Annotated in this window: 22 protein-coding genes and 1 pseudogene; 7 read left to right on the forward strand and 16 right to left on the reverse strand. The window is 51.0% G+C overall.

Annotation, left to right across the window (positions count from 1 at the left end; genetic code table 11):
• Positions 1 to 4: 4 nt before the first annotated feature.
• Positions 5 to 2125, reverse strand: a complete 2121-nt coding sequence (locus RGQ30_RS12730) for an ATP-binding protein (RefSeq protein WP_130557862.1) — start codon at positions 2123 to 2125, stop codon at positions 5 to 7.
• 333 nt (positions 2126 to 2458) lie between these two features.
• On the opposite strand from RGQ30_RS12730, the gene RGQ30_RS12735 reads away from it, so the two are divergent.
• From RGQ30_RS12735 to RGQ30_RS12750, 4 genes are all read left to right on the forward strand, one after another.
• A complete protein-coding gene (locus RGQ30_RS12735; RefSeq protein ID WP_338284473.1) occupies positions 2459 to 2617 on the forward strand; it encodes a hypothetical protein in 159 nt (52 codons plus the stop codon).
• 26 nt (positions 2618 to 2643) lie between these two features.
• Positions 2644 to 3051: a hypothetical protein gene (locus tag RGQ30_RS12740; RefSeq protein WP_338284474.1), complete on the forward strand. Its 408-nt coding sequence runs from the start codon at positions 2644 to 2646 to the stop codon at positions 3049 to 3051.
• A gap of 32 nt (positions 3052 to 3083) precedes the next feature.
• Positions 3084 to 3422, forward strand: a complete 339-nt coding sequence (locus RGQ30_RS12745) for an Hpt domain-containing protein (protein ID WP_130557860.1) — start codon at positions 3084 to 3086, stop codon at positions 3420 to 3422.
• A 113-nt stretch (positions 3423 to 3535) separates the two neighbouring features.
• Entirely contained in the window at positions 3536 to 7135 is a 3600-nt protein-coding gene (locus RGQ30_RS12750; protein ID WP_338284475.1) for a response regulator, read from the forward strand.
• Between the two features lie 78 nt (positions 7136 to 7213).
• Here the strand turns inward: RGQ30_RS12750 and RGQ30_RS12755 are convergent, their stop codons facing one another.
• Together RGQ30_RS12755 and RGQ30_RS12760 are read right to left on the reverse strand one after the other, a co-directional pair.
• Positions 7214 to 8344 (reverse strand): putative solute-binding protein, encoded by a 1131-nt coding sequence (locus RGQ30_RS12755; protein ID WP_338284476.1) that lies wholly within the window; start codon positions 8342 to 8344, stop codon positions 7214 to 7216.
• Positions 8345 to 8396: 52 nt separating this feature from the next.
• Positions 8397 to 9137, reverse strand: a complete 741-nt coding sequence (locus tag RGQ30_RS12760) for a hypothetical protein (protein ID WP_338284477.1) — start codon at positions 9135 to 9137, stop codon at positions 8397 to 8399.
• Between the two features lie 138 nt (positions 9138 to 9275).
• Between RGQ30_RS12760 and RGQ30_RS12765 the strand changes: the two genes are divergently transcribed.
• On the forward strand, positions 9276 to 9908 hold the full coding sequence (locus RGQ30_RS12765) for a TetR/AcrR family transcriptional regulator (RefSeq protein WP_338284478.1): 633 nt from the start codon (positions 9276 to 9278) through the stop codon (positions 9906 to 9908).
• A gap of 91 nt (positions 9909 to 9999) precedes the next feature.
• Here the strand turns inward: RGQ30_RS12765 and RGQ30_RS16160 are convergent, their stop codons facing one another.
• Both RGQ30_RS16160 and RGQ30_RS16165 read right to left on the reverse strand, forming a co-directional pair.
• Complete coding sequence (locus tag RGQ30_RS16160; RefSeq protein WP_130558053.1) at positions 10000 to 12588, reverse strand: methyl-accepting chemotaxis protein; 2589 nt, start codon at positions 12586 to 12588, stop codon at positions 10000 to 10002.
• A 12-nt stretch (positions 12589 to 12600) separates the two neighbouring features.
• A pseudogene (locus RGQ30_RS16165) lies at positions 12601 to 14892 on the reverse strand (hypothetical protein); the annotation flags it as partial.
• A gap of 208 nt (positions 14893 to 15100) precedes the next feature.
• Between RGQ30_RS16165 and RGQ30_RS12775 the strand changes: the two are divergent.
• Positions 15101 to 15424, forward strand: coding sequence for a DUF2834 domain-containing protein (locus tag RGQ30_RS12775; protein WP_130557856.1), 324 nt, complete (start codon positions 15101 to 15103; stop codon positions 15422 to 15424).
• A gap of 5 nt (positions 15425 to 15429) precedes the next feature.
• On the opposite strand, the gene nosR is transcribed toward RGQ30_RS12775, so the two are convergent.
• Genes nosR through RGQ30_RS12790 form a run of 3 tightly spaced genes read right to left on the reverse strand, consistent with a single transcriptional unit; the run spans position 15430 to position 18468 of the window.
• Positions 15430 to 16764: a response regulator c-di-GMP phosphodiesterase, NosR family gene (nosR, locus tag RGQ30_RS12780; RefSeq protein WP_130557855.1), complete on the reverse strand. Its 1335-nt coding sequence runs from the start codon at positions 16762 to 16764 to the stop codon at positions 15430 to 15432.
• A gap of 1 nt (position 16765) precedes the next feature.
• Positions 16766 to 17581, reverse strand: a complete 816-nt coding sequence (locus RGQ30_RS12785) for an HDOD domain-containing protein (RefSeq protein WP_130557854.1) — start codon at positions 17579 to 17581, stop codon at positions 16766 to 16768.
• On the reverse strand, positions 17578 to 18468 hold the full coding sequence (locus RGQ30_RS12790; RefSeq protein ID WP_130557853.1) for a response regulator: 891 nt from the start codon (positions 18466 to 18468) through the stop codon (positions 17578 to 17580). The genes RGQ30_RS12785 and RGQ30_RS12790 overlap by 4 nt, the downstream gene beginning before the upstream one ends.
• A 219-nt stretch (positions 18469 to 18687) precedes the next feature.
• Between RGQ30_RS12790 and RGQ30_RS12795 the strand changes: the two genes are divergently transcribed.
• Positions 18688 to 19710 (forward strand): ATP-binding protein, encoded by a 1023-nt coding sequence (locus RGQ30_RS12795; RefSeq protein WP_130557852.1) that lies wholly within the window; start codon positions 18688 to 18690, stop codon positions 19708 to 19710.
• Here the strand turns inward: RGQ30_RS12795 and RGQ30_RS12800 are convergent.
• Genes RGQ30_RS12800 through cheB form a run of 8 tightly spaced genes read right to left on the reverse strand, consistent with a single transcriptional unit; the run spans position 19707 to position 26858 of the window.
• A complete protein-coding gene (locus RGQ30_RS12800) occupies positions 19707 to 20840 on the reverse strand; it encodes a methyl-accepting chemotaxis protein (RefSeq protein ID WP_298216679.1) in 1134 nt (377 codons plus the stop codon). The genes RGQ30_RS12795 and RGQ30_RS12800 overlap by 4 nt on opposite strands.
• Positions 20841 to 20866: 26 nt before the next feature.
• Positions 20867 to 21232 carry a response regulator gene (locus tag RGQ30_RS12805; protein ID WP_130557850.1) on the reverse strand — a complete coding sequence of 122 codons (366 nt, stop codon included), beginning with the start codon at positions 21230 to 21232 and terminating at the stop codon, positions 20867 to 20869.
• Between the two features lie 3 nt (positions 21233 to 21235).
• Positions 21236 to 21511 (reverse strand): STAS domain-containing protein, encoded by a 276-nt coding sequence (locus tag RGQ30_RS12810; protein WP_338284481.1) that lies wholly within the window; start codon positions 21509 to 21511, stop codon positions 21236 to 21238.
• The gene (locus RGQ30_RS12815) at positions 21502 to 23862 is read right to left on the reverse strand and encodes a chemotaxis protein CheA (protein ID WP_130557849.1); all 2361 of its coding nucleotides are present in this window, start codon (positions 23860 to 23862) and stop codon (positions 21502 to 21504) included. Before RGQ30_RS12815 ends, RGQ30_RS12810 begins: the two co-directional genes overlap by 10 nt.
• Complete coding sequence (locus RGQ30_RS12820) at positions 23862 to 24233, reverse strand: response regulator (RefSeq protein WP_130557848.1); 372 nt, start codon at positions 24231 to 24233, stop codon at positions 23862 to 23864. Before RGQ30_RS12820 ends, RGQ30_RS12815 begins: the two co-directional genes overlap by 1 nt.
• The gene (locus RGQ30_RS12825; protein ID WP_130557847.1) at positions 24230 to 25096 is read right to left on the reverse strand and encodes a CheR family methyltransferase; all 867 of its coding nucleotides are present in this window, start codon (positions 25094 to 25096) and stop codon (positions 24230 to 24232) included. The genes RGQ30_RS12820 and RGQ30_RS12825 overlap by 4 nt, the downstream gene beginning before the upstream one ends.
• The gene (locus RGQ30_RS12830) at positions 25093 to 25728 is read right to left on the reverse strand and encodes a HEAT repeat domain-containing protein (protein ID WP_130557846.1); all 636 of its coding nucleotides are present in this window, start codon (positions 25726 to 25728) and stop codon (positions 25093 to 25095) included. Before RGQ30_RS12830 ends, RGQ30_RS12825 begins: the two co-directional genes overlap by 4 nt.
• Positions 25719 to 26858: a chemotaxis-specific protein-glutamate methyltransferase CheB gene (cheB, locus tag RGQ30_RS12835; protein WP_338284484.1), complete on the reverse strand. Its 1140-nt coding sequence runs from the start codon at positions 26856 to 26858 to the stop codon at positions 25719 to 25721. Before cheB ends, RGQ30_RS12830 begins: the two co-directional genes overlap by 10 nt.
• Positions 26859 to 26865: the final 7 nt, after the last annotated feature.

Below are 26865 nucleotides of genomic sequence, written 5' to 3' on the forward strand. Positions count from 1 at the left end.
TCGGTCAAGTGAGCAGTAAATCTGCTTTTGATCGAAACTGGTCAAAACTGGTTAATATGCTTTCAAGGTTAAAAGGCTTCATTAAAATTGAGTCGAAATTTTCGGCGTGTAACAGCTGAACCTCCTCGACCGAAGAGGCTGTCAACGCTGCTAAAAACGCGGTACTGGAATGGCGGCCTTGACGCACAAGTGCTGCAAACTCTGCACCACCCATCTCGGGCATGTGCAGATCAGACAAAACAATATCGATTCTCTCCGAACAGTTTTCAAGGAAAAAAATCGCTTCTCCAGGACTGGAAAATGTCTGCAGATGATGATTGGTTTTCTTCAGCAGCTCTTCCGCAACCATCAGATTGAATTGATTGTCATCCACGTACAGCAAGCGCAATTGGAGACCGTCCCTGCTGATCTTTCTCGATATTTGAGGGATGTGGGGCCCAGCATTGAATTCCACGTACTTCAACGAATTTGTTTTTTTGTCGTTGTTGTGCTTGAAAGCCAATTCAAACTGACAACAGGTCCCCACCCCAACCGTGCTCTCGATCTTCAACTCGCCGCCCATCAACATGATTATTCGGCTGGCGATATTCAAGCCCAAACCTGTTCCACCAAACTGCCGGGCGATACTGCTGTCCGCTTGCTTGTAGGGCTCCAAAAGTTTCCGGATCATGTTGGGTGCAATGCCATCGCCACAGTCAGACACAGCGAAAGACACTTTGACTTGCCCAGGGCTTACCTCTTGGACCAAAACCGTCAGATCCACAACGCTGCCAGCACGGGTGAATTTCACCGCATTGTTCATCAGGTTCATCAAGACCTGTTTCAGGCGTAGCGGATCGCCCATCACTTTCAAAGGTATGTCTGGATCAATTTCTGTTTTGAGGGTGACCCTTTTGCTACGACATTGAACTGACACAAAATCTTTGACTTCCTTGACTACGTACCGGAGATCAAACTCAATGTCTTCCAACTGAAGCGCGGAGAGCTCCATTTTCTTCAAGTCCAGGATGTTATTGAGTGTGTCCAAAGCAGTGCTCAAAGCAGAGCCCTGGATCTGCAACAGCTTCTGTGCATCGGGGTTGAATGACATGTGCTCCAGTTCAGTAGAAACACATTTCATTGTGGCTAGGGGATTTCTGATTTCATGACCCAGAATACCTATAAAGTCTTCAGCGTTTTTCCGGCTCGCTTCAAGCTGCAAGGCCTGTTCGGTCAGCTCCGCATTGACTCTCTCAAGCTCATCCATCAATTGTTGACGCTGCCGGGTAAAGAACAGGTGAAAGCTGTAACTCAACATTAGCCACGCCAGAAACCCCAGGGCCAAACAGGCCAGCAGTTTCAAAACCATGGCACGTGTTGACAGTCCAGCCACTACGAGGGTGGTTTGCGTGGGTTTTAGCTCCAGAGTCCAGGTACCTCCGAGGGCCACCAGGTTACGGGTAATCCGGGGGAAAACAGGGGAGAAAAAAGCATCGTGATTTTTATCAAACAGCTTGGATCTAATGCTGAAAGTGTCTCCCGAGGAATTCGTAAACTGAAGACTGGCGGCAAACTTCGTGGTGTCTTCCAAAAGCTCGAGAATTTTCTGAAGCTGGGTAACGTCCAGTTCCATGTTGAGCATCCCCAGCATTTGGGGTTGCGGTTCTTCCTGCTGCAGCAGAGGAACGCTCAATCTCAACTTGAACTTCTGTTCGGGTTGTACTTCCACAGATTGATTGATGACGCTCAGCGAGGGTGCCACCGAAGTCAATTGATCCACGCGTAAATCCTGATCGGTCAATGAAAAATCGTTGGCGGCAAAAAGACTTTCACTTGAATACAGCAATGAATGCAAATCTGCCCACACGTGAGATGACGTGATGTTGATGTGAAAGCCATTGACCTTCTTGTTGTCTTCATTAAGAACCAGCAACAAGGCCTGTAACCCACTCAGCTTGGATTCAAAGTCAGAGAGTTTGCTGACCACAAGTCCCGAATACTGTTCGATGAACGCATTTTGAACTTTGCTTATTGTTCGAATATTTACAAATTGATAAACAAACACCATGGCCATCGAAATCAATGCCACAAAAATCCCCAGACCGAATGCCATGGCCTGAAATCGGTTGCGGTAGCTTATCTTCATGCGCCACCCAACGAAAACCTCTTCAGGTCTCTTAACGCAGTTGCCATCATCCCTTGCCCCAAAAACCTTGTCACCGACAAACCGCTATTGTTATTTTCATTTATGTTAAACAGCATAGACCGAAATGTGCCGCAAATCACCTACCGCATTGGGTAAACCTTCGTAGAAAAAACCAAGCGAAAACCCTTAACGAATCCAGCACAATTGTTTCAGATGTAATCAAATTACTCACAAAGAGAAACTCGACTACCCCCCACCACCTAGGGAAATCCCCATTCGAGTGAATCACATCCCAACTCAAGATGTAGAAACTGAAGGGGTAGGAGGTTCAACATGGAAACGTTTTTAAAAATCACCCTGTGTTACCTGGCCGTTGTGCCTGATTCAGTTTCAGAAATGTATTTGTTTTACCTCGATATGGAGCATTGGGCCATGCGTGTTGGATTCGGATTCAACGCGGTTTATTTGTTACCTGAACACCTTGGTTTTTAGAAGGAAACGCCATGCAAACACATCTGTTGCAAAAAAATATTCGCCTGGTGAAAGGTATTCAATACCAGTCGCAACAACCCGTGATGCGCTTCGAAGAACCACAGGATTTGCAGAATACGCTTCAAAATGTAATTGCTGGACTGTCTCTTTTCAGGGAAGAATTGCTGAATGGTCGCAACGCCAGGGAGGTACTTCAGACACTCAGCCAGTTAAAACTGTGGCTGCGAGACAAACCTTTGATTTCAGGAATGGTTCTCGGCAAAATTGAAACACTCGAGAACATGATCGGCACCACATATTCGCACCCTGTAATCAATCAGGACAGCATTATCCTGTCCTCCAGCTGTCCACAGGCAGAAATTGTTGATAGCCTTGAAATGTGCCAGCACATATTTTTCATGGAAATGGCAATCAATAACACCTTACTCATATAAATTGAGCGTCTGAGTTATCCATATTGAGCAGCATGAAAACCAACATTGAACTCCCGGGATTTGACACACAAGACGCCTTGGACAAATTCGGAGGAGACCGGGTTTTGTTGATCAAGTATGTGTCGTTGATGATCAAGGACTTGGATAAACGCCTGCCATTATTGGGATCAATGTTGAATAACCATGATTTTGAAAATGCCAAAATAGAACTGCATACGATGCGCGGAACAGCCTCTGCATTGTCCGCGACGCATTTGATTTCACTTTGCCTTGAATGTGAGAAGAGTTGCCAACAAAAACTTGACCAACAATCGCTCCATATCTACATGGAACTCAAGTGTGCTGTTGATTTAATCAGACAGGCCATTTAACCGCCCCCCTTATAACAGGGGGGAGTACCCAAATGATGGGGGTTTTAATACAGCAATAAAATTAAAATACCGCAAAGAAGATGGCTCACTTAATCTTGTTGTGGAAATGGTCTATGAAAATTCTGTATGTCGAAGACGATGAACATATTCAATGGCTTACAGGCACCCTACTGACCACACTGGATCATGAAATTACTGAGGCAGCAAACGCCGCGCAGGCCTGGAGTTTACTGGAACAAAACCCCAAACAATTCGACTGTCTGATACTGGACAAAAATCTGCCTGAATGTTCCGGACTGGATTTGTTGAAGGCGATTCGTTCTTCCGCCTGGCACTATGACATTCCCGTGATCATGTTGACCGCGGAAGCTGGAAACAATGGCCTGATTGAATGCCTTGAGGGTGGAGTCAGCCTTTACTTGAGCAAACCCGCCACGCGTGAATTATTGAAAGCAGCACTTGAACAACTTCAGGGTGAAAACAGAAAACGTCTTGGCTTGCTAAACCTTAGCAATCAATTTTCAAGTGCAGTATCGAACCTGACAGAGGGATATTTCAGAATTCAAAACCCCAGTCAGGCAAAAAGTCTGGCCTTTTTGCTTAGCCAACAAACACAAAATCCTGACCGAACCTATCTTGGTATCCTGGAAGTTCTTGTCAATTCAATTGAGCACGGAAACATTCGGTTCAACAATTCGCAGCTTAAAAATCAACTCGGCAAGAGCGACCTTCACGCGCAACTCGACTCATTAAGCAAACAACCACCTTTCTGTGAAAAGTGGGTTGACGTCCGCCTGTCTTCAGATGATTTCATTACACGAATTGAGGTCCGCGATCAGGGTATTGGTTTTGACTGGAAAAGAACATTGTCACAAAACCAAGGCAACAGGTCGTTGGGCGATATTCACGGCATGCACAGAATCCTGAATGCAGGGTTTCTCGATTTTCATTACCTCGACGGTGGATGTACGGCAGTGATCGTCATAAAAAAAACACCGTCAAAGAATGGGATCAAGCCTGAAAACAACACCGACTCTGTGGCACTTTCCGACCCATTTGAACCCGCTTCCACCAGCAAGCCCCAAGAAACTGCAGAGCGATTGGAAAAAAAGTCGCCCCGAACCGTTGAATACAAGGTTACAAATGGCGATCTGTTCAACTGCTCCAACGGGGAACTTCTCAAGGCAATTAACCAGATTACATCCGGATTTATTGCATCCAACGACTTTGGCAAGTTCTTCGAATTGACTCTCGACGTGATTTTATCGGTGACGGGAAGCGAGTATGGATTTTTATCCGAGCTGATGCATGACGAGAATGAAAGCCCCTACATGAGGGCCTATGCCATTTCAAACATTGCTTGGGATGAACACAGTCAAGAACGATACGAATGCTTCACCAGAGAGGGTCACATGGACTTTCATGCGATGGACAACCTCTTTGGATCCGTGTTGCTCAGCGGTGAACCCTTGATTGCCAATCATACGAAAACCCACTACAGCGCTGGCGGCTTTCCGAAGGGACATCGAAACATGGAGGCCTTCCTGGGCATACCATTGATGGGTTCAGGCAAGGTATTGGGAATGGTGGCCATTGCCAACAGACCCGGTGGTTATCATCCAGAAATGATTGAATGGCTTGAACCGGTCCGTTCAACCTTGAGCAGCATCATTATCAGCATGCGCAATGAGCGGCACCGACTGATGATCGAAAAACAATTGAAAGAAGCCAAGGAAATTGCAGAACGCGCCAATGATGCGAAAAGCTTTTTTCTGGCCACAATCAGTCATGAAATTCGCACTCCAATGAATGCCATTGTGGGCATGTCTGAACTTTTGATGAACTCACCTTTAACTACTTCCCAAACCTATTTTGCCAAGGTCATCAACAGGAACACAGAGCTTCTGCTTTCCATCATCAATGATGTGCTGAACCTGTCAAAAATCAAGGCCGGTAAAATGAAAGTGATTGAGGGGGATTTTGATCTCGAAGAAGTGTTATCGGAGGTCGCTGAAATACTGGGGCACAGCGCCACGGAGAAAAATCTGGGTTTGATCATGAGTTATCCGCTCCAGCTGCCACGCAAACTTCACGGTGATGCGGCCAAAATCAAACAGATCTTGATCAACCTGGTCAACAATGCCATCAAGTTCACGGACAAAGGGCATGTACTCGTCTCAGTAAGCACACCCGAACGAAGCAGGATATGCATCGATATCCAAGACACTGGAATCGGAATCTCTGAAGAATCAATACCGCAACTTTTTAGCCCGTTTCACCAGGTGGACCAAACAGCCTCCCGTGAACATGGTGGCACAGGGTTGGGGCTTGCAATCAGCCAGAAGTTTGCGCAACTTCTGGAGGGTCACATCAGGATTCAAAGTCAAAAAGGAATCGGATCCACTTTCAGCTTTGAATTCCCAATCAAAACGACTGAAGAAATCAATTCTTCACGCCACACAAACATCAAGGACCTGGAGGTCTGTTTCATAACGAGCAGCAAAGAAGTGCAGCGCTTGGCTCAATGCCACATGAGGCAATATCAGGGGGTTAAGGTGCATGTCTGTGAGACTGCACATACAGCGGCCATAGAGCAGAATCATTCTTGCGCAAATGAAAGACGGTTGATACTGATTGAGCAAAATCACCCCGGCTTGAGATATCAATCCAACCGACAGGAAAGAATTCAAACCGGGTTTGACGTGTTCGCTGCGCACGGTAATGCTGACTGCTCGGAAACCAATGACGGCTTCCATCAATCAAATATTCTGGGTGTGGTGTCTAAACATTTCGGATTTGAGAGTTTTGATCAGACGCTAAGCCAGATTGTAGGCAAGCTAAATGGGCAAGAAACAGACAACCCCGGCGAACTCAATACAATTGACCAAGGCAAGGTTTTAAATGAATTGGGTCTCGATGGTCTTTCGGGCACATCGGCTCCCCCCAATATTTTATTAGTAGAGGACAATCCGATCAATCAGGATGTGGCCAGCCTTGTTCTGACGCAAATGGGTTGCCTGGTGGATGTTGCGTTCAACGGCATTCAAGCCCTGGAAAAATATGCGCGTCACACCTACGACCTGATTTTGATGGACTGCCAGATGCCAGTGATGGATGGCCTGACAGCCACCGCCAAAATCCGCGAGCTTGAGCAGGCACGCAATGCTGAAAGAACTCCGATTGTAGCGATCACAGCAAATGCCCTACCCACAGACAGGGCCAGCTGTATCAATGCAGGAATGGACGATTACCTGGCCAAGCCATTCAAGAGGTCACAGGTGAAAGACATACTAAAAAAATTCCTGATCCCGGCAAGCGGGGAACAGGGAAAGGCAGTTTCAGCTATTGAAATACTACAGAACTGCGAAGACCCGGTGTTCGATGCAAACTTGATGAGGGAGATTACACACGACAACTGGGAACTGCTCAACAAGATCATACTTAAATACAGGTCGTCGTTGCCAGGTCAAATTGAACAACTGTCCAAGCTGATTGCGGATGGAGAAACTTCCGCTTTGTGTGCAGAGTTGCATCGCATGAGGGGTTCAGCTGTGGGCACAGGCTTTGGCCTGTTTGCGGCTTATCTCAAGGCCATTGAAACAGATGTTCGCTCAGGCCGTTCGAGGGATACAGCCAAGACTGTTGAACAACTGAATGAACATTTCAAAGCGATCATGGCATTTTCAATTTCGGAAAATCGTCACCCAGCTTAAGCCACGCAAGCCGAAACCACCGGTTCCGGACACGATGCCCACAAGCCATTCACAAAACCGAAAATGCCACTTTAGGGATTACTCATCCTTGGTTGAGCACTCCGCGGCCTTGGCGTTGTGGTGACAACGTACGCGCTTCAAGATCGCCATCATTTTTGGATCGTAAACGCCATCCGCGGTCAATTGCAGGCGCGCCTGCTGCATCATGACATCGTACTTTTCCTGATCCTGCGGTGCAACCTCCATCCAGTAACGGTTGGGCACCTGTTTCTCAATCTGTCGAACAGTTGCAATGGCCTGATCGACATAGTTCAAACCGAATTTGCGCATTTTCATGAGGCGTTCATCCAGATCCGGAACTTCCTTTTCAAGACGGGTTCGGTTGATGATTGCAGAACCGGTTACGTTGATCAGTGGCATTTTGTAAATGCCTCCCTTGGTGCCCAGGCCGCGATACAGTTCCAGGGGGGCGAAGGCCAGGGCAGGTGCAGCCACAATATCGACTACGCCGTTGTTGAACTTTTGTGCGAAATTGGTGATGTCGCTGGGCACCGGTTGTGCACCCAATTGCTGAATCATCTTGGCCTGGCTTTTGTCCCAGTCCATCACGGCCACTTTTTTGCCCGCAGCTTTCTCGATGGAGTTGATGGCCCGGTCATTGACCATGACATAGGCTGCACCCAAGGGGGTCATGCCAACCACCTGGTATTTGCCACTGATGGACAGCGGGTAAGTCTTGTCGCTGCCCATCAACAATTGCAATGCAGTTTTTACATGCTCGTAACTGGGCAAGGCGCCTACTGCATCAAAACTGCCAATGAAGGGATTGAACATGCGTGCGCGCAGTGTGGTCAAGCCCACGGCCTCGCATTGCCCGGTACGAAATGATTCTGCAGCCACACTTTCGTTGGTGAAGGGTAGCAACTCGGCAAACAGATTCCACTTTCGCGCTTCAATGGCCACATCTTGCGCAATGCCAAACACAGGCCCTGCCCGGCCCATGATGTCAAACACACAAATCTTGATGTGCAAGGGTTTGTCCAGTGGCTTCATTTCTTTCATCAACTGGTCAGAGACCTTGCCCATCACGCCTGCAGGCATTTTGGGAATGTCTTGCGCCTGTGCTGCAGGCTGTAGAAGAACAAAAGGAACCAGGCTTGCAGCAAGAGTGCGCGAGAAAAGACGCTGAACGTTGGTGAGGCAAAACATGAATGAAGTCTCCGGTTTCCGCTTTGGTGGGCGGTTATAAAAGCGATTGTGTTTAATACGTTTGGCGGTTCGTGGGTTGAACCCACAATACGCGCTCAAAGTGATCCAGGATGATGGGCAAATCTTCAGCAGGTATACGCCCTGCCCATTGGCGTATTTCCCGAAATGCCAGGTTACGAATCAGCGCAATGATGCCTGAAAGGGTTTTGTCCACCAGAAAATTGAAATGCATCAAACGCTTGGGCTCATGGACCAAAGGCTGCAACAGTTCATCAACGATCGACAACAGAAATTCGACAGGCTGGCTACGATCTGCTGCCGGATTTTTTCTCAGATGCTCAATGGTTTGCACAGCCCTTTGAACCACCTCGGAGGGAAGTGCCAGAACGAGGAACTCATGTTCTCGGCCACTGTTGCGCGGGTAATGGAACATGGCCAGATAGTGGGCAGAAACCACGACCAGGCGCTCACGGGACAGGAATCGACCCAGCCACCGAACATGCCCTTCAATTTGCTGATGGATGTCATCCACCAGCTTGAGTGCCTGCTGGTAAGACTCGCCGTGCCTGGATTTTGAAATCAGTTCATCAAAGGCAGGGCGGATGAGGCTGTTCACAATTTCAGCAATGCCCATCGACAAGGCCTGCGCGGCAAGGCGAGCCGCCTCGGCCCTGCCCTTCCTGGCGCCTTCTTCATTCAACAAACGAACCTGAAAGCCAACGACAGGATCCATTCCGAAAAATACACCGGCGTCACCACGTTCAAAGGCGAATTCCTGAATACCTGCTTTCATTTCCTTACCGTCCACACGCGCACGGATGCGTCTGATTGTTTGCAGTGGACTAAGGTATCCACATGGATACTCATGGTATCCACTTGTATACATTTTTGTCAATCGAACTTAAAATCGGGGACTACAGGAGAAGTGCGAATGAATTTGCTGGTGAGTGATGAGCTGGAAAACATGCCGGACGGCAAACGCAGGTTGGTGGTCGCAGCCCTGAAACTTGCGGCCCGCGACGGTGTGCCGCTCAATGCGCTGGGCCTTCGTGAGCTTGCCCGAGAAGCTGAGTTGAATCACAACACGTTTTACCGTCACTTTGAGAACCTGGACGACCTGGCGCGAAGCACCATCGAAATTATCGCCCAAACCATCATTGACGCCATGGGGACCATCCGTTCCAAAGCAGCAAGCCACGCCGATGCCACCGAAGGGCTGGTCAACTTTTTCCTGGACCTGGTGTTGAGAAACCCGGATGCATTCACAGTGGGCGTACGTGAAATCAACACGGCATTCAGCCCATTGCGCCCTTTACTGGTCCGCGTCATTGACGACATTGCGAAGCAAAGTGTGGTGCAAATTCAGGCCATGAACCTGGTACCCCTGAAAGACACGACGGTATTGCTGGAAGTAGCACGTGAAATCAGCATGCAATTGTTCAGTGCTGCAGTACCGCTGATCAAATCGCCTCAACAGAAGAAGGCAATTGCCGAGAAGCTGGTTCAAAGCATCAGGCGCCAGTTTTTGGGTGCCCTGGCCATGGAAAGCATGAAAGGTCTTTGAATCTGTTGCCTACACTTTCCGGCATGGTTTAAAAGAAAAAGCGTCACGAGGAATTCCCCTCGTGACGCTTTTTTACTCAACTACCGTGAAATCAGAATTTCTCAAAGTCGCCATCAAACGCAGAAACAAGGCTTTTGGTTTCTCGCTTGCGACCACTCACCGCCTTTGGGCTGTGAACAGCGTGGCCTTCCGAAGTCTTGAAAAAATCGATCAACTGTCGAAGGTTGTTCGACTCACCAGTCAACGACTCTGCAGTGGCTGCCAGCTCCTCGGACATCCCCGCATTTTGCTGAGTCAATTGACTCAACTGGCTCATGGCTTCGTTGATCTGCCCAGCGCCCAGGCTTTGCTGCCCGGAAGCCGTGGCAATTTCGGAAACCAGGGTGGCCGTGCGCTCAATGGAAGGCACAATCTCATCCAGCAAGTTGCCAGCATGTTGTGCTTTCTTGACCGAGTTTTGAGCCAGTTTGCTGATTTCCTGTGCAGCCTGCTGTGAACGTTCCGCAAGTTTGCGAACCTCGGCCGCAACCACTGCGAAGCCTTTGCCGTGGTCACCGGCACGGGCTGCTTCAATGGCTGCATTCAATGCAAGCAGGTTGGTTTTATAGGCAATGTCGTCGATGATCGAAATTTCTGACGCAATTTGCTCCATGGCGCTCAAGGTTTCTGATACGGCCACGCCACCATTGTTGGCTTTTTCGCTCACTTTCAGAGCCATTTCACGGGTTTCGCCTGCGCTTTGTGCATTCGACTGAATGGATGCTGTCATCTCTTCAACCGATGCGCTGGATTCCTCCACACTTGCAGCCTGCTCGCTTGAAGCCTGGCTCAAACTGAGCGAAGTACTGGACACCTGATCAGCCGCGTTGGCCAATGTCGAAGTGACAGCCCTGACTTGGTCGATGGTGTCGGCAAGTCGGGTCACCGTGTTGTTAACCGCTTTTTTTAGCACATCAAATTCGCCGGTGTAAGCGCCTTCGACTTTTTTGCTCAAATCACCATTGGCCGCTGCATCCATCACGTTCCGAACTTCTGACATCGCACTGGACAAACTTTCAACTGAACGATTCACGGCCACTTTCAATTCATCGAAATCACCGCGGTACAGTGTGTCGATTTTCTGGGATAGATCAGCTTTCGATACCGCCGCCATGACTCGCTTCACTTCATCGATGGGGGCAATGACTGCATCCAGTGTTTCGTTCACGCCAATCACAATGCGGCGGAAATCACCTTGATGCCTGCTGGCATCAGCACGTGTTTCCAAACGACCTTCTACTGCAGCATTGGCCAGCATGTTGGCATCGGCTACAAGGTTGTTCACCACATCAATACAGGTATTCAAGTTGTTCTTGATGGTGTTGAAATCGCCGTTGTAGTTGTCGGTGATTTTTTCCGGAATATCACCCTTGGAAATGCGATCCACGTAATTGGCGGCGACGTTCAATGGGCCAATGACCGCGTCCAGTGTTTCATTCACACCTTGCACAATCTTGCGGAAGTCACCTTCATGCTGGGTTGCGTCTGCTCGGGTTGACAACAAACCATCCACTGCGGCCTTGCTGAGCAGCCTTGCATCAGCAATCATTTTGTTGACTGCATCTATGGCCCTGTTCAGGTTGTTCTTGATGGTGTTGAAATCGCCGTTGTAGTTGTCGGTGATTTTCTCTGGAATGTCGCCCTTGGAAATGCGATCCACGTAATTGGCGGCCACGTTCAATGGTCCAATCACCGCATCCAGTGTTTGGTTCACGCCTTGCACGATCTTGCGGAAATCGCCCTGGTGCTTGCTGGCATCGGCACGGGTTTCCAGGCGCCCCTCTACGGCAGCATTGGACAACATGTTGGCATCGGCCACCAGGTTGTTGACCACCGCAATACAGGTGTTCAAGTTGTTCTTGATGTTGTTGAAGTCACCGTTGTAGTTGTCGGTGATTTTCTCTGGAATGTCGCCCTTGGAAATGCGATCCACGTAATTGGCGGCCACGTTCAATGGGCCAATTACCGCGTCCAGTGTTTCGTTCACACCTTGCACAATCTTGCGGAAGTCGCCCTGGTGCTTGGTCGCATCGGCTCGTGTTTCCAGTCGACCTTCCACGGCTGCATTGACCAGCATGTCCGCGTCTGCAACCAGGTTGTTGACCACGGCAATACAGGTATTCAGGTTGTTCTTGATGGTGTTGAAGTCACCGTTGTAGTTGTCGGTGATTTTCTCGGGAATATCGCCTTTGGAAATACGATCCACGTAATTGGCGGCCACGTTCAATGGGCCAATTACCGCGTCCAGTGTTTCGTTCACACCTTGCACAATCTTGCGGAAGTCGCCCTGGTGCTTGGTCGCATCGGCCCGTGTTTCCAGTCGGCCTTCCACAGCGGCATTGGACAACATGTTGGCATCGGCCACCAGGTCGTTCACCACATCAATACAGGTGTTCAGGTTGTTCTTGATGGTGTTGAAATCGCCGTTGTAGTTGTCGGTGATCTTCTCTGGAATGTCGCCTTTGGAAATACGATCCACGTAATTCGCGGCCACGTTCAATGGGCCTATCACCGCGTCCAGCGTTTCGTTCACACCCTGTACAATCTTGCGGAAGTCACCTTCGTGCTGGGTTGCGTCTGCTCGGGTTGACAACAAACCGTCCACTGCCGCTTTGCTAAGCAAGTTGGCATCGGCAGTCATTTTATTGACCGCATCAATGGCCCGGTTCAGGTTGTTCTTGATGGTGTTGAAATCGCCGTTGTAGTTGTCGGTGATTTTCTCTGGAATGTCACCCTTGGAAATGCGATCCACATAAGTGGCGGCCACGTTCAATGGTCCAATCACCGCATCAAGGGTTTCATTCACACCTTGCACAATCTTGCGGAAGTCACCCTGGTGCTTGGTCGCATCGGCCCGTGTTTCCAGTCGGCCTTCCACAGCGGCATTGGACAACATGTTGGCATCGGCTACCAGGTTGTTCACCACATCAATACAGGTATTCAAGTTGTTCTTGATGGTGTTGAAATCGCCGTTGTAGTTGTCGGTGATCTTATCTGGAATGTCGCCCTTGGAAATGCGATCCACGTAATTGGCCGCCACGTTCAATGGGCCTATCACCGCGTCTAGTGTTTCGTTCACGCCCTGCACAATCTTGCGGAAGTCGCCCTGGTGCTTGGTCGCATCTGCGCGGGTTTCCAGTAAACCTTCTACTGCGGCATTGGACAACATGTTGGCATCGGCCACCAGGTTGTTCACCACATCGATACAGGTGTTCAGGTTGTTCTTGATGGTGTTGAAGTCACCGTTGTAGTTGTCGGTGATTTTCTCTGGAATGTCGCCTTTGGAAATTCGGTCCACGTAATTGGCGGCCACGTTCAATGGGCCTATCACCGCGTTCAGTGTTTCGTTCACACCTTGCACAATCTTGCGGAAGTCGCCCTGGTGCTTGGTCGCATCGGCTCGTGTTTCCAGTCGACCTTCCACAGCTGCATTAACCAGCATGTCCGCGTCTGCAACCAGGTTGTTGACCACGGCAATACAGGTATTCAGATTGTTCTTGATGGTGTTGAAGTCACCGTTGTAGTTGTCGGTGATTTTCTCAGGAATATCGCCTTTGGAAATGCGATCTACATAATTGGCGGCCACGTTCAATGGGCCAATTACCGCGTCCAGGGTTTCATTCACACCCTGCACAATTTTTTGGAAGTCACCCTGATGTTTGCTGGCATCGGCCCGTGTTTCCAGTCGACCTTCCACAGCAGCTTTCGACAACATGTCTGCATCGGCCACCAGGTTGTTCACCACATCAATGCAGGTGTTCAGGTTGTTCTTGATGGTATTGAAATCACCGTTGTAGTTGTCGGTGATCTTCTCTGGAATATCACCCTTGGAAATGCGGTCCACGTAATGGGCGGCCACGTTCAATGGGCCAATTACCGCGTCCAGGGTTTCATTCACACCCTGCACAATTTTTTGGAAGTCGCCCTGGTGCTTGCTCGCGTCAGCCCGAGTCTCCAACCTGCCTTCTACAGCCGCGTTAACCAGCATGTTGGCATCGGCTACCAGATTGTTGACCACATCAATACAGGTGTTCAGGTTGTTCTTGATGGTGTTGAAATCGCCGTTGTAGTTGTCGGTGATCTTCTCTGGAATATCGCCTTTGGAAATGCGATCTACATAATTGGCGGCCACATTCAATGGGCCCACCACGGCATCCAGTGCAGAGTTGATGTTGGAACCCAGATTCTGAAGAAGCCCCACTTTGCCTTCAAGATCAATCCGCTTGTTCAGCACACCTTTCTGGATGCTGTCGACCAAATCACTGACCTCTTGCATCACAAGCTTTTCTTCCGTGATATCAACCCACTCAGCCATGAAACCGAGTTTCTCACCAGCCTGGGCAGTCAGTGCTTGAACACGCAAGCGAAAGTCTTTAGAACCAAACCGAAGAGCCACTTCTTTCGTACCCGTCATTTGACGCAAAATTTGCGCGGTTTGTTCTGGATCCTTGTGATAGCGATCAATCGACCCACCCATCAGATCTTCAAGACGGAAGTTGCCCAGTCGTTTGTTCAACTCCGATTGCGACTCCTTCAACATCTTGTTTGCGGAGTGGTTACAGTAATTAAGCACCCGGTCGTTGTCGGCAATCATGATCTTGCTGTCAACGAGATTTAATGCAAGCTCTTTCGCTTTCAGTGCGCTCAACTGGTCGGCCACACGCTGAATCACCGGCAACAATGCTTTGGGGCAACCTTCCTCCCAGCCACCAGTTCCAGACAACAATTTGTCTATGACATGACTTGCTTTCCCCAGCTCCGCCTGATGCCTCGCCTGAACGACTCCAATCGATGAACGAACAAGCGAAGCCAGTTCGCTTTCAGCCTCTGAGTAAGCTGCCGAAGCCGACTCGAAGCCCTTTTCATCCCCTTTTGACAAAGCCAAAAGAGCCCCCTTCAATCTGGAATAATCGCTAGAACTCGCACTTGTACGAAAGAAACCCATCTGAATTCTCCATTGAAATAATCAATACACACCCGTTAAGGTGACACCGTTTTTGACTAGGACAAAGAATAAACAGATGGCAAAAAGTACCGATTTAAAAATGATACAAATTTTTTAATTATTAATTCAACAATAAGACACAATTCAAACTTGGCCACCGCTAAAAAGACGACTACCATGAGGGAAAATCGAGAGGAGACTCGCCCCAATGGACGTCCGATTATTCAAGATTGTTGTTGCCTTACTGGGATTGGCCTTTGCGGCCGCATTCACTGCGCTGTGCGTACCACCGTTAATCGAGAACCCTGACTTTCTCGGTGCAGCCTTGGCCGGGTTCGTGAACCCGTTTTCATCCGGCTATGCACTGGACGCTATTTTCTGCTGGATGATACTGGCTGTCTGGGTTATGCATGAGGCCAAAACCCAGGACATCAAACATGGCTGGGTTTGCCTTGTGCTGGGCGTAGTACCCGGTGTGGCAACGGGCTTTGCAGCGTATTTGTTATTGCGGATGAATCAAAAAGCAAATTGATTCACTCAAAAACCGGGCGGTTGCTTCGTCTGATTTGTTTTGGCAACCACTTTGCAATACACCTTGAAAGAAATCTTTTCCTTGGCATACACAGCGCACAGGTACTGTACAAGCGCTGGAGAAACGGCACGGTCTTTGGCCATCAGCAACAGGCCATCAGGATTGTACAAATCACGGCTCAACACGAACCCCGGAACCAATGACTCGCTGTCGATCAGCTGTTCGTCATCGCGTGGGGTGGCCTGCAAACGAATAAGTGCCCCAGGCAGGGCATTCACCACGTCTATGTCGTATCGCTTGCCTTTTGCGCTCTGAATGAAATCCAGCGTCTGCTGCATATCCAGTTTCTGGGTCGCCACAAGCCCCATTTGAAGCTCATCCCAGTCCTCAGCTACAGCCAATACCCGCGCACCCCGGGGAATGTCTTTTCCGCTTAACCCATCCGGATAGCCTTTTCCATCCACGCGCTCATGGTGACGGGCCACGTACAAAGCAATGTTTTGTAATTCAGGCAAAGCCATCAAGGCAGTTTGACCTTTGTTGCAATGCTTCACCAAAGCAACTCGGCTTGTCGGGTCAAGCTGGGTAAAAGGCGTAGTCAACACCTGGTCGGAAAGGCCGATTTTCCCAATGTCATGCAACAGTCCAGCCACATAGATGTCCTCAACCTCAGCCTCAGGCAAACCCATTTCCACAGCGATCCAGCGGGCCAACTCGGCTACTCTTTTTCCATGCCCAGCCATGGCTGGCGAACTCATTTCGATCAGGTTGGAAAATACCTTCACCGAGTTCAGGAATTGGTCATGAAGCTCTTTGTAAGCGTTCTCCAGAAACAGGTTGGTTTGGTAAATTTCCTGGGTACGGGCGGCGACACGCTGATCCAGTTCCTGGTTCAGGGTTTGGAGTTCATCCACCTTGACAGCCAGTGAATCGGCCAGGTGGTCGCGCTCTCTGCGCAGGGTGACCAATTCGATTTGCTGACGCAGCACATCCCGCAATTCATCATCATTCCAGGGTTTGGTCAGATATCTGTGTATTTGTCCGTCATTGATTGCCGCAATGGTTGACGTGATATCGGCGTAACCGGTCAATAAAATGCGTGCGCAATCGGGTTGGTCGCGATGTAGCTCGGCAAGAACTTCTGAGCCGCTCATGCCCGGCATGCGCATGTCACACACCACAGCGACCGGTTTGATGCGCCTCGCAATCTCAAGGGCCTCCTTTGGATCGGTACTGACCTGTACCTCGTAGGCCTCCGAGCGCAAAGTTCGCTTGATGGCATTGACCACGTTGACTTCATCATCGATGACAAGCACTGACTGAACTGCGGTTTCACTCATCTCAGATCGCCCCTGCTAGATCAGTCCATTGCTTGATTTTCTTGTACAGGGTCTGCACCATGGCTGGCAGCGTGACCTTGCTGATTCCAAAACTTGACGCCGCCAGAGGTGAGACGCTGCTCAGTATTTCATCGGCATCAGTGGCATGAACCACGATATGCGCTGTTTTCAATACCTGCGTAAGCAAGTCATCATCATTTGAGATGGAGTCAGAATATTGCGTTGCCAACGCATTGCAGATATCGATCGGAAAATTCCAGGATTGCAACACCTCGGCCCCCATTTGACCATGGTCAGTGTGAAAACGCGCATTCTCTTCGTTGGCCAACTCTTGCCCTCGAACGGCCGTCTGCAACAGCTCGCCATAGTTCTCGGTGTACTGCTGCAGCATCACCAACTCACCCAGGTTGTGAAACAGCCCGGTCGAAAATGCAGTGGATTGAGAATAGGCAATGCGGTCCGCCAACACCTGACAGGCTGCCGCCACTGACAAACTTCGCTGCCAATAATCACGAAGCGAAAGCAGTTTCCAGGGGTACTCCTCCACCACAGACCGAATCATCTCGACTTGAACCAGGCTACGGGTTTGATTCAATCCCAAAACAATGACCGCCTCACCCACTGAGGAAATTTTCCGGGACACGCCAAAAAAAGGCGAGTTTGCGACATGAAGCAGCCGCGCCCCCAGACCAGGATCCAGCTTCAACAAATCGGCCAGTTCCTTAATGGTCAAGTCTTCACTTTGCAACTGGGCCAGCAACCTGGGGGAACTGACACTGAGGGCAGGAACGACCAATACACCACACAAATGACTCATGATGATTTACCTGCTGTATGGACAAGCACGAGACAACCGGAAGAATCGCTTCGAAGTCCCATGGGTTTGATTTCGATCAGTACATCAACACCACGCAGATTCGCATTGTGAGTTTGTGGCTGAAGATCAAAACCAAACAGGTACTCGTCGATCAGATCAGGCAGTGGCGAAGGCAAACATCGCACCGATTGAGTCATGAAAGTGGCCGAGGGCGAACCAAACAATTCAGCAGCCCACCGATTGACCCAAACAACCTCTGCTGCACTGTCAATACCCAACACACCCAGCGGCATGTAGTCCAGTATCTCCTGCATGACACAGACCACCGACGTGTCGCGTTCAATGCGCTGGTTACGGTCTTGCAGCTCTTGCTCCAGGGCGTGATTCAACTGCAACAATTCGGAATTGATTTCTTCAACCTGCAAATGCAGTCGCAGGTTTTCAGATTCCATTTCATGCCGCTGAAACGCCTCCTTGATGTTGGCACGAAGCTGATCATCGTCCCAGGGCTTGGTCAAAAACTTGTAAATGGCCCCCTCATTGATGGCTGATGTGACAGAACGGACCTCGGTGTAACCCGACAACATCAAGCGCACAGTGCGGGGATACAGGTCTTTCACCTTGCTCAAGAATTCCGTGCCGGATTGACCGGGCATGCGGTGATCAGAAAGAATCACATCCACGGGCTGACTGGCCAGAATCTGAAGTGCCTTTTCTGCTGAATTGGCCAGGTGCAACGTGTAACCATCTCGACGCAACACGCGCTGAAGTGAGCGAAGTACATTTTCTTCGTCATCAACCAGCAAAAGGTGCTTGTTGGGCAGTTGCTCAGGCAAGCATTTTTCAGCTTCCAAAGTCAGGGCAGCCTGTTTATCAACAAATTGCATCACAACAACCTCCTGGGCGCGCGCCACAGAAAAAATCTGTGGGCCTCATCATGGTTAACGGCAGTCGCCTAATAAAGTTAAATGCTAATTCGACAATAAAGTCACACTTTCGTCTACGAAAGGGCTGCAAAGGTGAACTTTGGTTTCAAAGGCTGTCAGAGGGTCAAGATTTTTCCTCAAACCTCCGTTAATCGAATACCGCAACCTTGAGGAAAAACCATGCATTCCAATTTGAGCTACCAACTCAAGCAGTTTTTTGGAACCGTTGACCTGCAGGAAATTTCAAGCGATTTGAAAATGCAGAAATTTCTCCAGGACGTGGAGGTGACCTACGAGGAAAAAGATCAGGATCAAAGCATGATCGCCTTGCTGCTGCAGGAAAGGCTGAACGCGGAGAAGGCCATGCGCAAGGAAAAAAGCGAGCAGGTGGCGCTGATCAAGAAGCTGGAAGAAGCCCATCACCAGTTACTGCAATCTGAAAAAATGGCGTCGATCGGATCACTGGCTGCCGGGGTTGCACATGAAATCAACAACCCGATTGGTTTTGTGGCTTCCAACATGGGCAATCTGGGCAACTATGTGGAAGACCTGTTCCAGATCATTGACGCCTACCGAACTGAAGTGCTGAGTTACAACCCCAACCCGCAGGCGGATCAATTGGCCAAGTCACTGGACCTTGATTTTCTTCGCGAGGACATCAAACACCTGCTGCTTGAGAACAAAGACGGGGTGGATCGGGTCAAGCGGATTGTGCAGGACTTGAAAGACTTTTCACACGTGGACCACGGCGAGTGGGTCATGACCAGTATTCACCAAGGCTTGAACAGTACCTTGAACATTGTGAACAACGAGCTGAAATACAAGGCGACAGTAGAAAAGAAATACGGCGATATTCCTCCAATCTACTGCATTGGTTCGCAACTGAATCAGGTGTTCATGAACCTGCTGATCAACGCAGCACATGCCATTGAAGGTTCGGGAAAAATTGTCATTGAAACCGGTGTGCAGGACACCGAGCTGTTTGTGAAAATCAGTGACAGCGGTTGCGGCATTCCAAAAGACAACCTGGCGCGTATTTTTGATCCCTTCTTCACCACAAAACCAGTGGGCCAGGGCACAGGGTTGGGCTTGTCACTCAGCTATGGCATTGTCAAAAGACATGAAGGAAAAATCACGGTTGAAAGCGAACAAGGGGTGGGCACCACATTCACCGTGTGGCTACCCCTGACCAGCAAGAGCTAGAATAATTCCACCCTGGGCAGCCCGGTTTCGCCGGGTGCCTTGCCAATGGCCAGCAGGTGCGCATTGCGTTGCTGGTGCATCACGTACCTGTTGAACAGGACGTCCATTTTTTCACCAAGGCTTGGGAGCAGCTCGGGATTGTCCGGTGTCTGGGTGAGCTGCTCATCCCAGTCTTCTACATGCTCGTCCAGCGTGCGCAGCGCGTCTTCAATGTGCTCGATTTGCTGGCGCATGATGTCCTGGGTTTGAAGCACCCCCAAAGCATCTGCAATTGAATTCTGAAGTTGTGAGGCGTAACTGGTCAAAGACTCGCTCAGGTGCTGGGTGTCGCTGAGCAAGGCGGAAAACTGCCCGCCCAGTTCTTTGACCTTTTGAGCAATCGTCAACACCCGATCGCGGGTTTGATCCCCGTCGAGTTGGCTCAAGGCTGACTCCACTTCCTTGCTAAGGGTATCCGCAACTTGCTGGATACCGGATCGGATCTGGTTGGCCGCATCGGAAGCCTGTTCGGAAAGCTTGAATACATTTTCGGCAACCACAGTGAAGCCCCGCCCCACATTCCCTGCCCTCGCGGCCTCAATGGACGCATTCAAGGCAAGCAGGTTGGTCTGGTTGGCAATGTGCTCGACCAGTTCCACCATTGGCATCAGCCCCTGAATTTCCGATTTCAGATTGCCCAGGGACTTGCGCTGAAAGCTGTCGTGTTCACCCTTGGCCACAGCAACCGAATCCAGTTGCTCCAACATGCGGGTTTGCTCGTCCAGCCGGTGACTCGAAGCCTGGATCCAGCGGGAACTTGAGTCCACCGCTTCACGGGCAGAACTCAGCACAGACATGGTGTGCTGGTGCGCGCTACTCAAATGGCCAATGAGGCGCAAGGCACTTTCCTCGCTTTCCTGCTTCACCGAATGAAGGTGGCTGCGCACCACATCGTTGAAACTTTTGACATCCCGGGCCTGCTCGCGAAGCTGGTCTTTCCACTGATCCCGCACCTTTAACCGATCACTGCTGGAGCTCTTCTTCTGGCTGGCCAGTGATTTCAAAAAGTGACTTCGGGCCACCACAATACCCAGAGCAACACCGACCAAGGCAACGTACATCATGTCAAACAATGAAAATTCACTGAACATGGCAACCTCCATGAAAAACACACAACTCAGGCATTGGGTACCACTTGCTTGATGATCCGGACCAGGTCCTGTCCACCAACAGGTTTGACCAACCATCCTGTGGCCCCCAGCTTTTTTGCCTCTTCCCGTTTGTCCTGTTGGGACTCGGTGGTCAAGGTGAGAATGGGGACAAACCGAAGAAGCTGACGGACATTGCGAATGAAATCAATGCCGTTCATATTGGGCATGTTGATGTCGGTAATAATCAAATCCGGTTTTTGGATGGTCTTGAGTTTTCCGAGTGCGTCCACGCCATCACAGGCCGTGTCCACTTTGAACCCCGACATTTCAAGCGTTTGGCGCAAACTCATCAGCATGGTTGCGGAGTCATCCACCAGTAATATTGATTTCATTGCTTACGCCCTCCCAGGCAAATCGGCACGATTCATCGCGCCTCCGAATATCTGTTCCATCGCACGCCGCAAGTGGGGTGGTTTGGGTAAACCAAGCCAACTTGGCTGGTTGCTCATCAGCACCTGCAACACCGCTGTGTGCAGGTACTCGCATTCACTTGCGTCCACTGGCCAGTCGGTGTGACTGCTCAGCATTTCATGCAGCGTTTCGGCTTCTTCCACCACGCATGCGCCACTCAGGGTAATTTTTCGAGCAGCTTCGTCCAAGCTCACTGGCATGTCATCATCTCCATCAAATTGAGTATCAACAACACCGAACCGTCGCCCAACAAAGCAGAACCTGCGTACTGGTGCATGTGCGTCAGCACGCCATCCAGCGGGCGCAGCAAAATGTCGATTGTCGAATCAAAATCGTCTACAACAACGCCCACTGTGTCGTGACCCACGCGGGTTACCAGTACGGCGAGTTCATTCTGTTCGTTCATGCGGGGCTGCTGGGACAGACCCAAAAAGCCGTGAAGCGCAAACAGGGGAATAATTTTTCCGCGCAGCACGGTGGCTTGCTGGTCCTGAATGTGGTGAATTGCATCCAAAGGAACACGGACAGTTTCCACCACCACTTCCATCGGCAAACCAAACTGCTGGCCTGCCACTTCGATCATCATGACCTTGTTGACAGCCATGCTCAGGGGCAGGCTCAAGGTCAGCGTGGTGCCCTCGCCCAAGGAGGACTGAAGGTCGACTTGCCCGCCCACCCGTGCAATGGCGCTGCGCACCACATCCATTCCCACACCCCGCCCCGACACATCGGAAATCTGGTCAGCGGTAGAAAAACCAGGCCTGAAAATCAACTGGTACAGTTCTTTTTCCGACATCAGCTCCAGTTTTTCAGCGGGTAACAAAGATTTCTCAAGCGCCTTTTGTTTCAAGCGCTGGGGGTCAATGCCAGCACCGTCGTCACGAATGCTGATGTGCACGCGGTCTGCATCCTGCCAGGCATGAATCGAAATCAAACCCTCGGCTGACTTGCCAGCGGCCAGACGTGTGTCAGGTGATTCAATGCCATGGTCCAGGCTGTTTCTCAACAGGTGGATCAATGGCTCACTGAGCGACTCGATGATGTTCTTGTCGGCTTCCGTGTCTTCACCCGTGATATCAAGGCGAACCTGCTTGCCCAGCTTTTTGGACAAGTCGCGCACAAGGCGGGGAAAGCGCTGGAACACTGTGCCAACCGGCAGCATGCGAACCTGCATGATGGCGTCTTGCATTTCCTCGGCAATCCGGTTGATCACACTGTGGTTTGCCTTGATTTCCCGGGCAAGTTCGCGACATGAAAAGTCATTCTCGGCCCGATTGGCCAGGTAGGGCAGCGCATTCTTGGCCACCACCATTTCACCAATCAGCTCCATCAGGCGGTCGATTTTTTCCCGGGGAACCTTCAAAACCGAAATGCCCTTGGGGTCTGCTTCGGGCGTGCCGGCTGGGCTGGGCTGGGCTGTAGAAGGAGCCACCACAGCCTGGGGGGCAGGCCTGGCTTGCTGTGGAGCGATTGCGGGTGGATCCAGTTCGGCAGGCCGTTTGGCAACCCAGGCCTGAAGTGGCTGAATTGAATTTTCGCCCAGACACACAGCAAGAATTGCGCGTGCGGCTTCGGCCCATTCAGGTCTTCCAGCTGATTTGGCCAATGCGGAAACCGTGGCCACTGCCGCATTGGCTCGGCCTTTCCAGGCAGGGTCGTTGTCAAGCACCATGGACAACATGGTGGCTTGGCTTTGCCACACCTTCAACAAACCCTGGCGAACACTTTCCGGCAGGGGGTCGTGCTGGGTCGCTTGCAGCACAGGTGAGGCTGACTCGGTGTTGCTCACTTCAGTCAACACAAGCTGCTCGGCAACGTAATCAAACACCTGCTGCACAGGCGCCAATGGAGCCGTGCTGACAAAACGAATTTCAACTTGGCACTGGTAACAATCAAAACTGGATGGCTCGGCCCAAGCGCCCAGTTTCTTGACATCCAGAAAAACAAGGTCGGGTACATTGAAAACCAGTTGCAACGGGTCTTCACCTTTGAAAAAACAGTCCGGTTCAGGTGTGTAGCGCCCACACACCAACCGCCCGGTCGAACCAGGCAAAGCCGAAAGTGCTTCAGTGAACCAGGGCTGTAACTCCTCGGCACCGGAAGCCGATGCTGCCCTGTCAAGCGCCTCATTGTCTGGGATGTGAGCGGGCAAGGCCTGGGCTTCACCCGCACGTGCAGACACAATTCGATCGGCCAGCTTGCGGGCCACCGAAAGCTGTACGGCGGGCTGAAAAGTGCCAGCCTCCCAGTCGTCGATCCCTGCAATCACAAAATCCATCGCTTCCATCAGAAGGTCCGTGTCTTGCCCGCCCAACTGGTGTTTCCCTGCACGCACCTGGTCAAGGGTTTCCTCGGCCGCATGAAGCGCCACACCCAAAGGTGACAATTCATCAAACAAACCGCAGTTGCCTTTCAGGGTGTGTACCTGCCTGAACAGGCTGTTCAGATTATCAAGATCTTCCGGTGCCTTTTCAAAACGCAACAAGGCTTCACCGGCCCCTTCCAGCAACTCGCGACTTTCACCAATGAACTGAATTTGCAGGGGATTCATCAAGCCACCCCGCCCACCAGCAAACTTGCAAACTCCAAGAGCTGCTCAGGTCGTATGGGCTTGATCAGGTAAAGGTTGGCACCTGCCAGGTAGGCTTTGACTTCGTCCTCGGCCTCGGCCTCAGTACTGATCATGACGGCAGGCGCCTGTTCTATTTCTGTACTTTCGCGCAGCTTGCGGATGAAGGTGTAACCATCCATTTTTGGCATGTTCACATCAACCAGGTAAAGGTCAAAATGATTGGTGTGCGCTTTCTCAAGAGCCTCCAGGCCGTTGATGGCTTCCTCGGTTGAAAAGCCGGCCTGCTGGAGAATGTTTCTGTGATACATGCGCACCGTTGCCGCATCATCAATGATGAGTACTTTTTTCACGATTTGTTTTTCTCGCTGGCAAAAGGTTTTTGATAAACAATGGCGTCTGGAAACTTGCGCACATTGAACAGTCCACTGATGCGGCTCATGGACTCGGAGTGACCCAGACAAATGAACCCGCCCGGGTTGAGTGCGTCATAAAAGGCCTCGGCAGCCTGTCGACGGGACTCGTCGTCAAAATAGATCAGGAGGTTTCGGCAGAAAATCACATCGACCTTACGGAATCTGCGGGTGTCTGCAAGCTCTGTAAGATTTGCCCTTGTGAACTCGACACTTTGGCGCAAATCATCAATCAGCTGGTAATCCCCATCCACCTGTTCCCGGAAGTATTGGGACTTCAGGTGTGCTGGCAGGTTTTGAACTGAACGACGGCTGAAGCGCCCAAGACTTGCCTGTTTCAGAATGTCGGTGTCAATGTCGGAAGCCATCAGGTCCACATCGTACTGGCTGATCTGGGGCCAGTATTCCTGAAGATAAATGGCAATTGAAAAGGGCTCTTCTCCAGATGAGCAGGGCATGGACCAAATGCGGATCGGGTCCTTGTCCTTCTTGTTCACCACAATTTCAGGCAGCATGGATTTCACCATGCAGGCAAAGTGGTACTCCTCGCGAAAAAAGTAGGTTTCGTTCACTGTCATGGTGTTGATCAACTGTTGCAGTTCACCACCCGTGGCCTGAAACCGCAGCATCACGAAGTAATCCCGAAACGAGGCACTGTCGGTTTGTGCGATCCGTTCCTGCAGGCGCTTGTCAACGAAGTAGCGTTTGCCGTCATCAAAGTACATGCCGGTCTTGCGATAAAAAAACTCACGGAATTTCTTGAAATCGTCATCCGTGATTGCATGCTGCGAGGCCACTTTCATTCGGCTCTCCCCTTGCCTTCAAGGACGCTGTCAATAGCCATGTTGATCGTGAACTCGAAATACGGTTCATTCGGAAAGCGTTTTGCTGCCTCGTACAGTGCAGGCAGGCAGCTTTCATCAGCCAACTCGACCAGCAGGTCCAGCGCAGTTGCGCACACGTTGATGTGCTGGTCTGTTTGAATGACATCCGTCAGCCAGGACACCACTTTGGGGTGCTTGAGCGACTCCAGCACATTCACCGTGAAAATTCGCACATCCGGATCCGGGTCAGCAAGCAGGTCTTCGATGAAAGGGGCGACCACCTGGGGCAGTCCTTTCAGCACTTCGATGGCCTGGTTGCGCCGAAACGGGTCGGAGGAACGCAAACAGGGCAGCAGCAGTTCCACCGCCTCGGGTGTGCCCAGACAGCCCAATGTATTCATGATGGAATCCAGGGCCTGCGGATCTTCTTCAACCTGCAGTTGATCGCCCAGGGCCTGTGTTGCAGCAGGAAAACCGATCAGATCCCGTGCTGCCATTCTTCGCAGGTCGGGATCACCGGATCGAAGACCTGTCACCAGCATGTCGAGGTCTTCCTGTTCTGCTTGCGGGCCTGGATCAAGGACCACGCCACGCGACTTCATCAAGCCCATCTTCTACCTCCGGAACCCAGCCAAAACTTGAGTTGCTTTGCTATTTCGCTGGCGGGCAGCACAATGCTGGCCCCACCTTTTTTGATCAATTCTGCCGGCATGCCAAATACAGTGGCTGATTCCTCAGACTCGGCCACGGTTCGGGCGCCTGCCAGTTTCAAAGCTGCCATCGCGTTTGAACCGTCGTAACCCATTCCCGTCAGCATCACGCCGATCACCTGCGCGGGGTTCAGGTTCCTGGCCACACTGCCCATCAGCGCTTCCACGCTGGGGTGCCACAGCAAGTCGGGATTTTCCGGTTTGGGCAGTACTTGCAACACCCCCTGGCGATTGCTGACCACCATGTCCGTGCCACCCTTGCCGATGTACACATGCCCAGGCTGCAGGGGCATGGGGCGGGACACCTCGAGTACCTCGAGCGGGCACAGGCCGTTAAGGCGGTTGGCAAAGGCCTGAGTAAAGGTGGGTGGCATGTGCTGTGCAACCAGCACAGGCCAGGGGAAATCTTCGGGAAGTTGCGGCAGTATTTCTTCCAGCACACGCGGCCCGCCAGTGGATACACCCACACACACCACGCCAAAAGGCCACATGGGAAGGCTGCCTATGGCTGGGCTGGGTGGAGTCCATTTGACAGGCGCAGGTGCTGATACAAATGCGGGTACAGGTGCGGTGACATTCCCCTGTGGCGCGCTGTTTTTTTCCTTCAAGTCTGCCCTGCGGCGGCGCATCTTTGCCGCAGTGCGCACTTTCTCCAACAGTTGCAGGCGCACACTGTCAATCGACAGGGAAATGGTGCCCCCCGGTTTCGGAACAAAGTCCACCGCCCCCAGAGCCAGTGCCTCAAGCGTAGTCATGGCACCCTTTTCGGTCAGTGAAGACACCATGATTACCGCCGTGGGCCGCTCGGTCATTAACATGGACAGGGCAGTCAGCCCGTCCATTTCCGGCATGTTCACGTCCAGGGTAATGACATCGGGCTTGAACTCCCGATGCTGCATCAAGGCCTCCACGCCATTGCGGGCCGTGGCAATTTCAAAGTCTCCTTCATCGGCGAACATTGAAACCAGGTGTTTTCTCATCAGCGCAGAATCATCCACAATCAACAGACGGGTTTTGGCTGCCATCAACATGCGTACA

The sequence above is a fragment of the Limnobacter thiooxidans genome, from assembly GCF_036323495.1.
Classification (GTDB): domain Bacteria; phylum Pseudomonadota; class Gammaproteobacteria; order Burkholderiales; family Burkholderiaceae_B; genus Limnobacter; species Limnobacter thiooxidans.

Excerpts from the sequence above, each read along its gene's own strand:
- RGQ30_RS12730 (WP_130557862.1), bottom strand. The coding sequence starts at position 2,125 with ATGAAGATAAGCTACCGCAACCGATTTCAGGCCATGGCATTCGGTCTG.
- RGQ30_RS12735 (WP_338284473.1), top strand. The coding sequence starts at position 2,459 with ATGGAAACGTTTTTAAAAATCACCCTGTGTTACCTGGCCGTTGTGCCT.
- RGQ30_RS12745 (WP_130557860.1), top strand. The coding sequence starts at position 3,084 with ATGAAAACCAACATTGAACTCCCGGGATTTGACACACAAGACGCCTTG.
- RGQ30_RS12750 (WP_338284475.1), top strand. The coding sequence starts at position 3,536 with ATGAAAATTCTGTATGTCGAAGACGATGAACATATTCAATGGCTTACA.
- RGQ30_RS12755 (WP_338284476.1), bottom strand. The coding sequence starts at position 8,344 with ATGTTTTGCCTCACCAACGTTCAGCGTCTTTTCTCGCGCACTCTTGCT.
- RGQ30_RS12760 (WP_338284477.1), bottom strand. The coding sequence starts at position 9,137 with ATGAAAGCAGGTATTCAGGAATTCGCCTTTGAACGTGGTGACGCCGGT.
- RGQ30_RS12765 (WP_338284478.1), top strand. The coding sequence starts at position 9,276 with ATGAATTTGCTGGTGAGTGATGAGCTGGAAAACATGCCGGACGGCAAA.
- RGQ30_RS16160 (WP_130558053.1), bottom strand. The coding sequence starts at position 12,588 with ATGACTGCCGATGCCAACTTGCTTAGCAAAGCGGCAGTGGACGGTTTG.
- RGQ30_RS12775 (WP_130557856.1), top strand. The coding sequence starts at position 15,101 with ATGGACGTCCGATTATTCAAGATTGTTGTTGCCTTACTGGGATTGGCC.
- nosR (WP_130557855.1), bottom strand. The coding sequence starts at position 16,764 with ATGAGTGAAACCGCAGTTCAGTCAGTGCTTGTCATCGATGATGAAGTC.
- RGQ30_RS12785 (WP_130557854.1), bottom strand. The coding sequence starts at position 17,581 with ATGAGTCATTTGTGTGGTGTATTGGTCGTTCCTGCCCTCAGTGTCAGT.
- RGQ30_RS12790 (WP_130557853.1), bottom strand. The coding sequence starts at position 18,468 with ATGCAATTTGTTGATAAACAGGCTGCCCTGACTTTGGAAGCTGAAAAA.
- RGQ30_RS12795 (WP_130557852.1), top strand. The coding sequence starts at position 18,688 with ATGCATTCCAATTTGAGCTACCAACTCAAGCAGTTTTTTGGAACCGTT.
- RGQ30_RS12800 (WP_298216679.1), bottom strand. The coding sequence starts at position 20,840 with ATGTTCAGTGAATTTTCATTGTTTGACATGATGTACGTTGCCTTGGTC.
- RGQ30_RS12805 (WP_130557850.1), bottom strand. The coding sequence starts at position 21,232 with ATGAAATCAATATTACTGGTGGATGACTCCGCAACCATGCTGATGAGT.
- RGQ30_RS12810 (WP_338284481.1), bottom strand. The coding sequence starts at position 21,511 with ATGCCAGTGAGCTTGGACGAAGCTGCTCGAAAAATTACCCTGAGTGGC.
- RGQ30_RS12815 (WP_130557849.1), bottom strand. The coding sequence starts at position 23,862 with ATGAATCCCCTGCAAATTCAGTTCATTGGTGAAAGTCGCGAGTTGCTG.
- RGQ30_RS12825 (WP_130557847.1), bottom strand. The coding sequence starts at position 25,096 with ATGAAAGTGGCCTCGCAGCATGCAATCACGGATGACGATTTCAAGAAA.
- RGQ30_RS12830 (WP_130557846.1), bottom strand. The coding sequence starts at position 25,728 with ATGGGCTTGATGAAGTCGCGTGGCGTGGTCCTTGATCCAGGCCCGCAA.
- cheB (WP_338284484.1), bottom strand. The coding sequence starts at position 26,858 with ATGTTGATGGCAGCCAAAACCCGTCTGTTGATTGTGGATGATTCTGCG.